Below are 13,814 nucleotides of genomic sequence, written 5' to 3'. Positions count from 1 at the left end.
TTGTGATCCGAAATATTGCTGCCTAACATCTTGGCAAGACGGGCGATGGACGTTCGTCGATCTGGGGAAGCGCGACAAGACCGTCTGCTCGATGAGCAGCGGCGATCGTGCTGAGGATGTTTGGGGAAGTATCATGGCTGGTGTTGCATCATCGCGGGCGATCGCCCGCGCGACGCGTCTGTTTGGCGCGAGCGTTTCGATAATCGCGATCGCCGTGATGGCGCCGTCCGCCTTCGCGCAGGTCGCCGCTTCTGCCCCGTCCGATCCACAGGCCGTTCCGGCTCCGGCAGGCTCTGGCGTCGCCAGCACGACGTCTGGCTCTGCCAGCCTGGACTCGGCGACCGCGGGCACGGCGCCCGGTTCAGCGAGCAACACGACCGGCACGTCGGGCGCGGCGCAGGATGCCGGCAACCCCACCCCGGACACCGAGCGCGGCGAGATCGTCGTTACGGGCATCCGTCAGAGCCTCGCCAACGCGCAGAACATCAAGCGTAACTCCGATACCGTCGTCGACGCGATCACGGCCGAAGACATCGGCGCGCTGCCCGACCGCTCGGTCAACGAAGCGCTGCAGCGCGTGCCGGGCGTGTCGATCAGCCGCTTCGCCGCCCCAAGCGACTCCGCGCATTACTCGGCGCAGGGCTCAGGCGTCGTGATCCGCGGCCTCAGCTATGTCCGTGGCGAGTTCAATGGCCGCGACGCGTTTGCCGCTGGCGGCGGCCGCGAGATCGGCTTCAACGACATTCCGGCGGAGATCGTCGGCTCGGTCGAGGTCTTCAAGAACCTCACCGCAGATCTGGTCGAGGGCGGTATCGCCGGCACCGTCAACATCAACACGCGCAAGCCATTCGATTCAAAGAAGGACTTGTTGTTCCTCTCGGCGGGCATGAACCTCGGCGATCTAGAGAAGCGCGGCGCGCCGCAGTTCGTCGGGCTCGTCTCCAAGCAGTTCGATCTCGGCAGCGCAGGCCGGTTCGGTATTCTGGCGAGCGGCACCTATCAGAAGCTGTACAGCCGGTCTGACTCGGTGTTCATCTCGTCGATGCTGCCGCGCTACAACGACGACAAGAACGGCAACGGCGTGCAGGATGCCGGCGAAGGTCGCGTGCTGAACGCGGGTACGCCGTATCAGTCGACGCTGTTCGATACCTTCCCGCTGCCCGCGGGTCGCAACGTGGTGTACGCACCGCTGGGCGCAGGCTCGCGGACGCAGGATTTCGATCGCACGCGCATCGGCTATTCGGGCGCCGCGCAGTACGAGACCGCGTCGGGCAACCTGCTCATCACTGCGCAGTTCGTTCGCGCCGAGTCGACCGACGACTGGCTTGAGCACACCGTCGAGCCGAACGTCTATTACGGCGATGCCAACACGGTGTTCCCGGTCGGCGGATCGGACTTTACGTACGACGACAACGGCGTCTTCACGAGTGGGACTCTGGGCAAACGCAGCGGCGCGGTGCAGGGCAACGGCCCGAACGGCTATGGCGTGCTGTCGCAGTTTTCGCCAAACGGTGTGTTTACGACCGAATCCAACCGGCACTTCCTCTCGAAGTCGATCTCGCAGGATCAGTCGCTCAACATCAAGTTCGAGCCGATCGATCGCCTCCACCTGAACTTTGACGGGCAATACGCCACGTCGAAGGTGAAGGTTCGCGACGACATTCTCGATACCGCGACGTTCAGCCAGACCGCGATCGATCTGCGCGGCAGCGTTCCGCAGATCACGTCGATCACGCCTGGGTTCGAAACCACAAGCTATTTCGCCAACCCGAACTCGATCTATTTCCGCGACGCGTTCAATGGCCGTCAGGACAACAAGGGTCACGAGTGGGCGTTCCGCGGCGACGCGCAGTTCGATGTCAGCGACACCGCGTTCCTGCGCAACGTGCGGGTTGGTGGTCGCTATGCCGATCGCAAGCAGCTGGTGAAGTCGGTCGACTACAACAACTGGGGCTATCTGTCCGAGACGTGGTCGGCCAAGGGCCCAGTGACCTATGCGGCGCTCGCTCAGGACGAGCAAAGCTTGCATAATTTCACCAACTTCTTCCGCGGGAAGACCAACACGCCGCCGAGCGCGACGTTCGTCGCCGACGACATCCTGCGCGATCATGATGCGTTCACCGATTTGTTGCGCAAGATCACGACGCTTGGGGGCGGTACCTATACGCCAGCCGAGGACCGCAAGACGTCGGACGGCAGCGCGTTGATCGACGGCGCATACCTGCCGAGCGAGTTGTATCGTAACCGCGAGCAAACCATGGCGGCCTATGCCCGGGCCGATTTCGGCGTCGAGGATTTCGGCAACGGCATGAGCCTGACCGGCAATATCGGCGTGCGCTTCGTACGGACCAAGGACAGCTCGGACGGTGCGATCACCTTCCCGCAGCAGAACACGATCTTCGATCCGAACAATCTGCCCGCCAATCCCAATGGCGGCGCCTATCCGGCGACGCTGGCCGGGTTCTGTCAATCGCAGCGCGACGTGCCGCCGACATCGGGTTCGATCAACGCGATCTGCACCGTGCCGGCTGCCCAGCAAGCCGCGATCCTCGCTTATGCCAATGGATCGTCGACACCAGACATCGCAAAGCAGAAGTTCAACTTCTGGTTGCCGAGCGCGAACGTGAAGCTTCAGGTCACCCCGACCTTGCTGTTCCGTGCGGCCGGATCGAAGGCGATCTCGCGACCGAACTTCGGCGATCTGCGCAACTATGTCGGCGTCGGCACGTCGGGTGGCAACACGGCCGGCAACTTCCAGTTCGCCGCGCAGTCCCGGAACCCATTCCTGCGTCCCGTCGAGGCACTCCAGTTCGACCTTACCAGCGAGTGGTATTTCTCGAAGGTTGGCTCGCTGACCGCGACTCTGTTCCACAAGACGCTGTCGAACATCATCGTCGACAATCTCGGCTACACGCGCACGCTGACCAACAATGGCCAGACGTTCGACGTGCAGGTCAGCGGCCCCGCCAATGTCAACGGCAAGTCGCGGATCAAGGGTGCGGAAATCGCGTACCAGCAGACTTTCGACTTCCTGCCCGGCGCACTCGGTGGCCTAGGGCTGCAGGCGAACTACACCTATGTGAAAGCCGGCAAGATCCCCAACCCGGTGCCTGCCAATGGCGCCGCGGACGGTAGCCGCCCACCGCAGGATGTCGCCGGTCTCTATGACAACTTGCCGTTGCAGGGGCTGTCGAAGCATACGGTTAACGTCGCCGGTTTCTACGACAAGGGTCCGTTCTATGCACGTGTCGCGTATAGCTGGCGCTCGAAATTCCTGCTGACGAACCGCGATTGCTGCTTCCCGTTCCTGCCGGTCTATGCACTGCCAACCGGCCAGCTCGACGCCTCGGCGTTCGTGACGGTGAACGAGCATTTCAAGCTCGGCGTGACCGCATCGAACCTCCTGGACGAGACGACCAAGACCAACTTCCTGCTGAACGGCGCGGGGCTCGAAGCGCCGCGCAGCTTCTTCAAGAACGACCGATCGTACACGCTGTCGGCACGCATGACCTTCTAAGGTCTGGCAGGGCCGAAGGCCGGGGATTACACGCACGGTATGAGTGACATCCCCGGCCTTGCCGTCGCGGAGACCGGCGCGATCGATGCGGCGCGGTTCGAAGCCGAAATCGCGCATGGTTACCGGCCCGTGGTCATGCGCGGATTGGCCGCGCACTGGCCCGCGGTGCGTGCCGCGCAAAGTTCCGACCGCGCGATCGGCGAGCATATCGTGTCGTTCGACGGCGGGCGCTCCGCTGACGTGATGGTCGCACAGCGCGACGTTGGCGGCCGTTTCTTCTACAATGACGATCTGAGCGGCTTCAATTTCGAGCGCGCCAAGGCCCCGATCCCGACGTTGGTCGACCAGTTGATCGCGTTGCAGGGTGTGCCGGGTGCGCCTGCGATCTATGCCGGGGCGGCCGCGGCGGGTGAATTCCTGCCGGGGTGGGCCGAGACCAACGTCCTGCCGCTACCTACGCCCGAAGCGGTGCCGCGCGTATGGCTTGGCAACGAGAGCCGCGTCTCGACGCATTACGACGTGTCGAGCAACGTCGCGGTCGTAGTCGCGGGGCGGCGGCGGTTCTGCCTGTTTCCACCTGAGCAGGGGCCCAATCTCTATGTCGGTCCGCTCGATGTGACGATCGCCGGCCAGCCGGTCAGCCTCGTCGATCTCGAAGCACCCGATCTCGATCGCTACCCCCGGTTTGCGGACGCGCGCGCGCAGATGCAGGTGACCGTGCTGGAGCCGGGCGACGCGATCTTCATCCCGTCGATGTGGTGGCATGACGTCAAGGCGCTCGGGCGGTTCAACGTGCTGGTCAATTACTGGTGGGGGCAGGGAGGTGCGGCGTCGCCATTCCCCGCGCTGATCCACGCGATCCTGGCGATCCGCGATTTGCCTGAGGGCGAGCGCGCGGCGGTGCGGGGGTGGTTCGATCAATATGTCTTCGGTGACGAGGCCAAGGCTGCTGCCGCGCATCTGCCGGAGGCGATGCGCGGCGTGCTCGGCGAACCGTCGCCGGAACGAACCGACTCGATCCGCGGGTATCTCGCGCGGACCCTGGAGCGGCTCTAGCGCGCGCGGGTCGCGTCTAGGAACGCGGCCGTCCAGACCAGGGGGGCGTTCCAGTTGATCGCGACCTCGTTGACCGTGAAGGCGCGGTAGTCGTCGATCCAGCAGGTTTGCGGCGCACACCCCTTCATCGGCCCAAGTTCGCGCGCGGCGGCGGAGTTGGGGCCGCCAGACAGGACGCCGGTCGGCGGTGCGGGATAGCGCGGGTCCGCCGCGGCAGCCCAGAAACGGTGGTGTGGGTACTGCATCGGACGCGTACCGATGCCGGTGACGTAGGACCGGTCGAGCGGGTTGCGGCCGACGATATAGTCGACGCTGGCCACCACGGCGTCACGATAGGCGGGTTTGCGGTCGATCTGCCACGCGACGCCGAGTACGATCGCCCGGTTGAGGATCGAACTGCTCGAGCCCCAGGGATAGTTCGTCCCGGCGAACGGAATACCGTAGCCGCTGCGTTTGCCCTCCGCGACGAAGCCGTCAGCGAGCGCAGCGATGCGGGTGCGCAGCATGGCGCGATCGTCGGCAGGCAGCATGCCGCCCGGCAGCGTCGCCAGCGTCAGCGCGCCGGCCAGCCTTAACGAGCCCCAGCTCATCTCCGTGCCTGGATCGGTGAAAAGGCGGTCGTCGCGCAGGCGATCGAGGAACGATGGCTCGCGCGTGGTGGCGTAGAGCTGGGCCGCCGCGAAGGTGAATTCGTCGCGGACGTCCGGGTCGCCATAGCCGCCGCTGCCGGTGAAATCCGAACTGGTGAGCAGCGCGGGGTACCGGAGCGCAGCGGCCCACCCGCGCCGTGCCGCGGTGAGGCAGCGGGTGGCGAAGGCGGGGTCGATCGTCCGCCAGATCCGCGCGCACTGCGCGGCGACGCCGGCCATGTTAAGCGTCGCCGCAGTCGACGGCGGGTAAAGGTATCGGGTCTGGCGATCGTCGGCGGGCGCAGTCGGAATCGTCGTCCAGTGCTCGTCCGCGATCTTGGTATGGACGAGGCCGCTTGCGTCGATCGTCTCGAACCGCGTGATCGCCTTGCCTGCGACGCCGGCATCGGGCGCGACAGCGAGCCGCGTGCCCTCGGGGATCTGCATCGACAGGAGGAACGCGACTTCGATGCGCGCTTCGTCGAGCAGGTCGTCGACATGGTTGGCGTGTTCGGGCAGCGCGAGGCGGCCGTCGGCGAACGCGTTTGCGTCACCGAGCGCGGCAAGCCGTTCGTGGAGATCGAGCAGGGTCCAAGTCGAGACGCCACCGTTGACGACGTATTTGCCGTGGTCGCCCGCGTCGTACCAGCCGCCGGTCGCGTCGATCCGGTACGGGCATCCGGGCCACTGGACGCCCTTCTGATCGCGCCCGGCGAAACAGGTGGCGATGTCGGGGGCGTGGCCGGCGGGGCGCGCAAGGTCCTCGCGTTCGAGGAAGGCGGGGAGGATCGGTACGCCGCTGCGCTGTTGATAGAAGAAGGCCATCGCCGCGGTCGCGAGCGGCGCGAACGGTCGGTCGGCGATCGCGAAGGCGTGGCTGGCCGTCGCTCCGACATGGAGGTGATAGCCGGTACCGGGCGTCCGGAATGCGCCGAAGTCGATCCGGTGGACGCTTTCGCCTGAGGCGGAGTCCGGTCCTGCCGGGATCGTCCGGCCCGACGCGACGACGGCGCCGCGCGCATCGGTGAGCGTCCACGCAAGCGGGCTCGCCTGCATGGATGGCAGGACCGCGATCTTGGGACCGCGCGTCTCGAACCCGACCTGGTCGATGCGGATCGGGGCGGGCGGGGCTTGCGTGGCGGAGGTCGTCAGCGCGACCGCCGCCATACCTAGCAGCCGCGGGGTCAGTCGCCGCATTTGGTCATCGGTACGGGTGCGGAATCGATCTTCACGTCGGAGATTGACAGGCCGAGCTTGCCGTCTGTGGCGATCACGAACGGCGCAGTGACCTGCGCCATGTCGATGCCGCGCTTGGCAAAGCATTGCAGCGGGACGATCACCTGCTGCCAGTCGCCGACCTTGGCCGTAGCAAGCGTTTTGGTGATCGGGACCGTCACCGTCGTGCCGTTGGTGCTGACCATGCCGAGCGCGACCGGCGCGCTGGCGGGACGGTCGACGCGGACGTCGATGACCAGGCTCAGTTCGCCGTTGCTCTCGCGAGTCAGGTCGAGCGGGCCGGACGCCTCGATCCGCGTGTCCGCAGGACCGCCCGCCCAGACGAACGCGCGTGCGTCCTCCTGGCGGCGACGATCGACGGCGGAGGCGGTGAGGCGCCTGGTCGCGGTCGTCGCGTTCACGCCGAGCAGGCGAACCTTCGACTGGCCCTGCTCGACCAGGGTCAGCGACCAACCCTCGGGAACGCGGCCCTTGCCGAAGACCGTTCCGTTGAACGACGCGGCGATGCCGGCGGGGCGTGCTTCGTCGAGCTTGGGGACCGTGCCCGGCTTGGCGTAGCTGAGGCCATAGCCGAACGCGAACAGCGGGTCGTAGCCGGGGTCGGAGCGGTTGAGCGTGTACTGGTTGGGGCGCTTCGGCCAGGAGAAGCTCAGCTTGCCGCGGAAGTCGTTGGCGACGCTGCCGTCTTTCTTGCGGAACAGGACATCGGCCACGCCGCCGCCTTCGCTGCCGGGCAGGAACGCCGCGACGAACGCATCGGAGGCGTTGAGTTCGGCGTTCACCCAGAGCGGGCGGCCGGACAGGAATACCGCGACGACGGGAACGCCCGCTGCCTTCAGCTTGCGCAACAGGTCGAGGTCAGACTTGTCGTCGGGGCTGTATTCGAGGTTCGGACGGTCGCCCTTGAACTCGGCATAGGGCTGTTCGCCGAACACGACGATCGCCGCGTCGGGCTTTTTCGCATAGCGGCCGTCCGCCGACAACGTCGCGCTGCCGCCGGCGTCTTTGACCGCGGTGCTGATCCCCGACCAGATCGACTGCGCGTTGGGGAAGTCGGCATTGGTGGTGCCGCCGCCCTGCCACGTCAGCGACCAGCCGCCGGCCTGTTGCGGGATATTGTCCGCGCCGCCACCCGCGACGAGGATGTTGGCCGAGGGTTTCAGCGGGAGCAGCCCGCCCTCGTTCTTGAGCAGGACCATCGACTCGCGCGCCGCGCGCCGGGCGATCGCGCGGTGGTCCGCCGCACCGATCAGGGTCATCTTGCCGGCGAGCGCGCGCGACGACGGGCGGCCGCGATCGAACGTGCCTGCGCGGATCTTGACGCGCAGGATGCGGCGGACCGCGTCGTCGAGGCGCGCGGCGGGGATCTCGCCCGACTGCGCCTGTTTCAGCGTGTTGGCGTAGAGCGTCTTCCAGCCGCTGCCCGAATACATGAACATGTCGAGCCCGGCGTTGATCGCTGCCGCGCAGCTTTCGTTCGAGCAGCCGTCGACCTGACCATGGCCGTTCCAGTCGCCGACGACGAAGCCGTCGAAGTGGAGGCGGTCCTTGAGCACGCCGGTCAGCAGGCTCTTGTTGCCGTGCATCTTCGCGCCGTTCCAGCTGGAGAAGCTGGCCATCACCGACTGCGTGCCGGCCTCGATCGCCGCGGGATAGCCGCCGAGATGGATGTCGCGCAGCGTCGTTTCGGGAATGCGCGCGTCGCCCTGGTCGCGGCCGCCGGTACCGCCATCGCCGAGGAAGTGCTTGGTCGTTGCGATCACGTGGTCGGGGGCGAGGAAGTCCTTGGTGCCGACCTTGCCCTGGACGCCTTCGATGACTGCGCCCGCGTAATCGGCCTGGATCTGCGGCTCCTCCGAATAGCTCTCATAGGTGCGGCCCCAGCGATCGTCGCGGACGACCGCGAGCGTCGGCGCGAAGGTCCAGTCGATACCGGCGGCGGCGGTCTCGATCGCGGTGACGTGGCCGATCTCGCGCATCAGGTCGCGATCGCGCGCGGCGCCGAGGCCGATATTGTGCGGGAAGAGAGTCGCACCGGGGATGTTGTTGTTGCCGTGGACCGCGTCGGTGCCCCAGATCACCGGGATCGCCGGGCGGCCGTCGCTGCGTGCAATCGACGCGTCGTAAAAGGCATCGGCGAGTTTGAGCCACTCGATTGGCGGAGCAAGATCGTTGCCGCCAGGGCCGGCATTGCCGCCATTAAGGATCGAGCCGAGCTTGTAGGTGCGCAGGTCGGACGGCTCGATGCTGGCTATATCGACCTGGATCAGCTGGCCGATCTTGTCTGTGACCGACATGCGTTTCAGGATCGCCTCGATCCGCGCCTCGACCTTCGGATCGCGCAAGGGGCGGGCGTTGGCGGTCGGCCAGATTTCGGGATGCGCGACCGCCGACACGGGGGCGGTGGGCGGGGCTACCGGCGTCGCCGCCGACTGCAGCAGCAGCGCGATCGTTAACGTGGAAAACCCTGCCGACATCTTACTCTCCCCGGATGGTACGCGATCATGATCCGTACCTTTGCGGCCTTGCTACCGGCTTCGGGCAACAATGCGCAATTCAATTGCTTATTTGATCACCTACATTTTCGGATACGCGTTGATATCGGTGGATAACCGATCGGCGATCCGGGCATCGCCCGCGGTTGGGGGATGCGTCTGGCCATCCGTGAGAATCAGGCCTGAAGCGAAATGGTTGAGTTCGGTCTGCGGATACGCACGGGTCTGCCGTGCCGCAGTGGATGCGGCCATTTTCAGTCGAGCGCGATGGCCTGAAACATGGTATGGCTGCCGCAACGCTGGGGACGTGGCATGAGGCTTGCGCGCATAGTGTGGCTCTTGGTCGTTGCGACAAGCGGGGGCGCCGCACAGCGCGCTCCGTCCAATCGCGCAAGCTATGAGTTTCCGTTCCGCTACGACGCCGAAATCGCGGCCCCCATGGTCCATCGCGTGCGGTATGCGGATGATCACATCATGCTGCTGGAGGTCGCAAATCCGCCGGGCTACCCGATGCAGATGCACGGCCACCCGTACCCGTCGGTTTTCGCGCGATCGTCTGGACGGACCAGCCTCGGAGGACTCGGGCCGCGCGAGCAGTATCTCGAACCGGGGGGTGGCCGGAACGGCGAACATTGGCACAGCGCGCCGCCGCCGAAAGGCACGCCGGCGCTCGAATGCACCGCGGCGGATCCGCAAGCGCCGCACCGGCCAGTCAATCACGGCACCACGCCGCAACATTTTTTTCGGATTGAGTTCAAGCGGATCGACGAGGACTCGCCGAGCGTGGGGTGGTCCGGTCGTGGCGTAGCACGGGACCGGACGCTGTATGAAGACGCGGCAATCCGTCTGTCCGAAGTAACGGTACCGGCCGGTCGCAGCGGTTCTGCGAGGGCTACCCGCTTTCCAGCGATACTCGCGGTCGACACGACGCGGGCTTTCGATGCGCTCGATGCTGCGGTGGGAGGCGATGCGGGCCGTTCGCAGCCGCCGACCGGATTATCGATGCCGCGCTGCATCACGCTCGATGCCGGGGCAGTGCTGGCCTTTCGCAACACGGGCATCGCGCCAGTTCATTACTACCGGATCGAGTTCAAGAGGATCGAGGGGGATGCGCTTGAGGAACATTGGCGCGACTGGTATCCGTTCATGGCGACGATGCACTGAGGCCGAGCGGATCGGGACGTCGTGCACGGCGGTCGGGAGCAACTGTCAGTATGCGAGCTTCGTTTAGTGCTGTCGCTTCTCCCTCGATGCAGGTGACCCGCGCGGCGAAAGCCCACCCGTGAGCCCGGTCGCAATCCTTGTTACGGACGCTTCATCATGCCGGCTACGCCGTTCAAGCTTCCGTGGCGCAGCCGCATTCATCGTTGGCCGGAACGGTGCGGCGACGGTTCGTCGTTGCTGATGGTGAACCGCCGGGGCTGGCGTCGGCTTACATGACCGCCGTCTTGACCGGTGCGCTGTAGCTCAGCACGCCGTCCAGCCAGCCATCGCGCATCACGACTGCGATCATATGGGCCCTGTTCCGGGGCCGCGTCTTGAGCCGGACGTTTTCTATATGCCGCTCTACGGTGCATGGCGCGATACTGAGCTCGACGGCGACCTCCTTGGCGGAGCGGCCCAAAGCGACGAGGCGGAGCACTTCCGCTTCACGCGCGGTCAGGTGTGAAATTGCTGATGCATATTGCATATCGTCCCCCAATTTATCGCTACGGTGTAACTGAAAAATTGCGGGACCCCCCGCCGTGGCGTGTTTGGATACGCCTTTAGGTCAAGAATCAGCAATAATTGATCATGATTTAATAAGTATAATCAGTCACATACCCCTATTGCTAAAACCATACCTTGATTTATTTAATTAATGTATCGTTAATTCGCTGAACGGGCTGTGCGTAACGTACAAGTCCGCTGTGTAGTCCGCGACCCCGACAGTGCTAGACGCATCCGTTTCGCACTGCGAAGGCAACCATGTGCGAACGGTTGCGGGTCCGGGTCTTGAGACGGACGTGATCGATATGTCGCTCGACGGTCCGCGGTGCTATTCGCAACTGCTTGGCGATCTCCTTGGCCGAAAAACCCGCAGCGGTAAGGCGAAGGATATGAAGTTCTCGAGCGGTCAAGGAACTGACCCCCTCGGGATCAACTGGATCCATAATCTACCCCCCTCGTATTGGCCTCGGATTATATGTCAATGTGGGTTCATATTGGATATCCGTATTTTGCAGTACGGTGTTCCCGCGCTGATTTGGGGCGATAATCGTTTGCCCGGATCGCTGGCATCATTCGGCAGATGCGACATTTTTTCCCGAACACCGCGCTTCGGCAGCCCAGCCTCGGGGACGTGCAGGGCGTCTGGCCGACCGGCCGCACTACGGCCGCGAGGCGATCGCGACCGCGATGGGCGCTGTCCAGAAGGGTGCCCGGCGCGGTCGCCGATATCGTCGCGACCGGGTTCGAAGTCCTGGGGCTTCTCGCCGCCGCGTGGTGGGCGGCGATTTCGCTGTACGGGGCAATCGCGCCTCCCCTGGCAGAGGCCCTTATCCGGTCCACGCTGGTCATCACCATGCTCCATGTCGTCGTGGTCCATGGCTTGGGCGGCCTCGGGCCCGAGGATCGCTTTTCTTACACGGCCGCAATCCGGTCGGCGATCATCTGGTCGTCGGTCATCATGTTCGTTGCGATCATCGGCTTCCTTGTGCGGGCGTCGATCGACGTCCCGTCGCGCTGGGCGATGCAGTTCGCGATGCTGGGGGGAATCGCCGTCCCGGTGATGCGGTTCGCCGGCGTTGCGCTCGCGCGGTGGACGCGGGGTCAAGGTGCGTTCGATCTGCGCAGCGCGGTCGTCGGCACGACCGCCAGTACCCGGCGAATAACCGAGCATCTGGAAAAACATCCATGGCTGACAGTTTCGATCTGCGGGCAATATGCCGATCTGGAGACGACGCGCGGCGGCGCGGATGATCACGCCGGTGCGGGGGGAATGTCCGAGCTGATCGCCGCGATCAGGCGCGGCCAGCTCGACCAGGTAATCGTGATCCTGTCCGAGGTTGCGCCTGAACGGATCGCGACCGTCCTCGACCTGCTGGCGCAGACCCCCGTGCGCGTCCGCCTCGTCTCCAGGCTTGATCCTGCGCCGCGCAGCCGGACCGTGTTTCTCGGCAATCTGCCGTTGGAAACGGTGGCGGACCCGCCGCTGACCGGACTGGCCGCGGCGACCAAAAGCGTGGCGGATCGCGTGGTTGCCACGGGTCTGCTGGTGATCCTCGCGCCGTTGTTGCTCGGCATCGCGGCCGCGATCTGGATCGAGACGCGCGGGCCCGTCTTTTTCCGGCAGGACCGTGAGGGGTATAATTGCAGGAGCTTCCGCATCTGGAAATTCCGCAGCATGCACGTCCGGGCGTGCAACCACGCGACGCTCGAACAGGCGCGGCGCGGCGATCCGCGCGTTACCCGTGTCGGCGCGTTTCTGCGGCGATGGAGCCTCGATGAGCTGCCCCAACTCGTCAACGTCGTGCTCGGCGAAATGTCGATCGTCGGTCCGCGCCCGCATGCCGCCTCGACACGGGCGGGCGGGGTGCGCTTTGGCGAGGTGACGCACGACTATCATGCCCGGCACCGGGTCAAGCCGGGCATCACCGGTTGGGCGCAAGTCTGCGGGCTGCGTGGGGAGACGGACACGTGCGAGAAGTTGATCCGGCGGTTGGAGCATGACCTTTATTACTGCGAACGCTGGTCGCTTGGCTTCGACGTACGGATCCTGTTCCTCACGATCGTGACCGTGCCGTTCCAGCGTGGAGTCTAGCGGCTTCGCGACACCGCTGCCCCGTGTTGGATCAGATCGAGCGGGCGACGGGATTTGCGGCCAGCGGACACGGACCGGTGGTCGTCGCGGAGGCCAAGGCGGCGTTCGCGCGAATGTCGAGATGCGCCATCGCGGAGTAGCGCAGAAAGTCCCGGACGAAATGGGGGGACGCACCGTGCGGGCGGCGTCGTATCACGCAGCGCAGGCGCCATATCGCGATGCCGAGGAGCGTGATGAGGTCCGTGACGACCGCATAGGCGCGCCCGTGATTCTTGACCAGATACCGGCGTCGGGAATGGTGCCAATAGGCCGGAACACGCCGTCGTGCGGCGTCGTGCGCGGTCAGTCCGGTACTCTGTCCTGAAATATGCTGCACGCGCGCCTGCGGCACATACCAGCGCTCCCAACCCGCGCGGGCAACCCTGTGGAAGAAATCGGTTTCCTCGAAATAGAGGAAATAGTCCTCGTCGAACATGCCGGTGGTTTCGAACACCGCACCGCGCAGCACCATGCTCGCGCCCGATACCCAATCGACCGGCGTCGCATGCTTGGCCATTTTCTGCGCAAGCGACCGATCCCGCAGCAGACGGGTCGCAATACCGCTGCGCAGCGCGTTTTCGAGTTCGCCGGCGAGCGAATGGAAGCGGAAGGCATAGGGCCACAAGTCTCCCGATGCGTCCTCGATAGCGGTCCCGATCGCGCCGGCATGGGGATGGGCCTGCATGAAGCGCAGGATGTGCCCGACCGCGCCGGGGCGTACGAGCGTGTCGGGATTGAGCATCCATATCAGCGCGCGACTTCGTGATAGTGCGGAGCTGCATGACGCGAGGCTCTGCGCGATGGCGATGTTGTTGGCATAGGCAAAACCGCCGTTCAGGTCCGATCGGTGAAGGCGTGCCCAGCCGTTCCAGCCTCTGTCCCGTAGCGCGTCTTGCAGCAGCAGGTCGGAGCCGTCGTTCGACGCATTGTCGACGATCAGCACGCGCACGCCCGGGTGCGCGGCGATCTCCGGTGCGAGACTGGCCAGGCAGTCGATGACCAGCTTGCCGGTGCGATAATTCACGATCACGACCACGAGA

General features: G+C 65.2%; 10 protein-coding genes. 4 read left to right on the top strand and 6 right to left on the bottom strand.

Annotation, left to right across the window (positions count from 1 at the left end; translation table 11 throughout):
• Positions 1-133 precede the first annotated feature (133 nt).
• Entirely contained in the window at positions 134-3,517 is a 3,384-nt protein-coding gene (locus ASE79_RS09635; protein WP_056415236.1) for a TonB-dependent receptor, read from the top strand.
• Between the two features lie 39 nt (positions 3,518-3,556).
• Positions 3,557-4,573 carry a cupin-like domain-containing protein gene (locus ASE79_RS09630; protein WP_056415233.1) on the top strand — a complete coding sequence of 339 codons (1,017 nt, stop codon included), beginning with the start codon at positions 3,557-3,559 and terminating at the stop codon, positions 4,571-4,573.
• On the opposite strand, the gene ASE79_RS09625 is transcribed toward ASE79_RS09630, so the two are convergent.
• From ASE79_RS09625 to ASE79_RS21280, 3 genes are all read right to left on the bottom strand, one after another.
• Complete coding sequence (locus ASE79_RS09625) at positions 4,570-6,399, bottom strand: glycoside hydrolase family 9 protein (RefSeq protein ID WP_235516835.1); 1,830 nt, start codon at positions 6,397-6,399, stop codon at positions 4,570-4,572. The genes ASE79_RS09630 and ASE79_RS09625 overlap by 4 nt on opposite strands.
• Positions 6,387-8,915 (bottom strand): glycoside hydrolase family 3 protein, encoded by a 2,529-nt coding sequence (locus ASE79_RS09620; RefSeq protein WP_056415230.1) that lies wholly within the window; start codon positions 8,913-8,915, stop codon positions 6,387-6,389. Before ASE79_RS09620 ends, ASE79_RS09625 begins: the two co-directional genes overlap by 13 nt.
• 99 nt (positions 8,916-9,014) lie before the next feature.
• Complete coding sequence (locus ASE79_RS21280) at positions 9,015-9,185, bottom strand: hypothetical protein (RefSeq protein WP_162237032.1); 171 nt, start codon at positions 9,183-9,185, stop codon at positions 9,015-9,017.
• Positions 9,186-9,212: 27 nt separating this feature from the next.
• On the opposite strand from ASE79_RS21280, the gene ASE79_RS09615 reads away from it, so the two are divergent.
• Entirely contained in the window at positions 9,213-10,097 is an 885-nt protein-coding gene (locus ASE79_RS09615) for a hypothetical protein (RefSeq protein ID WP_200910347.1), read from the top strand.
• 268 nt (positions 10,098-10,365) lie between these two features.
• Here ASE79_RS09615 and ASE79_RS20375 read toward each other — a convergent pair whose 3' ends face one another.
• Positions 10,366-10,623 (bottom strand): response regulator transcription factor, encoded by a 258-nt coding sequence (locus tag ASE79_RS20375; protein WP_082445212.1) that lies wholly within the window; start codon positions 10,621-10,623, stop codon positions 10,366-10,368.
• 244 nt (positions 10,624-10,867) lie between these two features.
• Positions 10,868-11,086 carry a response regulator transcription factor gene (locus tag ASE79_RS20370; protein WP_082445211.1) on the bottom strand — a complete coding sequence of 73 codons (219 nt, stop codon included), beginning with the start codon at positions 11,084-11,086 and terminating at the stop codon, positions 10,868-10,870.
• A 263-nt stretch (positions 11,087-11,349) separates the two neighbouring features.
• On the opposite strand from ASE79_RS20370, the gene ASE79_RS09610 reads away from it, so the two are divergent.
• Positions 11,350-12,735 carry an exopolysaccharide biosynthesis polyprenyl glycosylphosphotransferase gene (locus ASE79_RS09610; RefSeq protein WP_056415224.1) on the top strand — a complete coding sequence of 462 codons (1,386 nt, stop codon included), beginning with the start codon at positions 11,350-11,352 and terminating at the stop codon, positions 12,733-12,735.
• 31 nt (positions 12,736-12,766) lie between these two features.
• On the opposite strand, the gene ASE79_RS09605 is transcribed toward ASE79_RS09610, so the two are convergent.
• Positions 12,767-13,804, bottom strand: a complete 1,038-nt coding sequence (locus ASE79_RS09605) for a glycosyltransferase family 2 protein (protein WP_082445242.1) — start codon at positions 13,802-13,804, stop codon at positions 12,767-12,769.
• Between the last annotated feature and the right edge of the window lie 10 nt (positions 13,805-13,814).

It is taken from the genome of Sphingomonas sp. Leaf28 (assembly GCF_001421685.1).
Lineage (GTDB): Bacteria > Pseudomonadota > Alphaproteobacteria > Sphingomonadales > Sphingomonadaceae > Sphingomonas > Sphingomonas aurantiaca.
The sequence above is the reverse complement of the archived record's forward strand: the minus strand, read 5'-3'. Positions and strand labels throughout refer to the sequence as shown.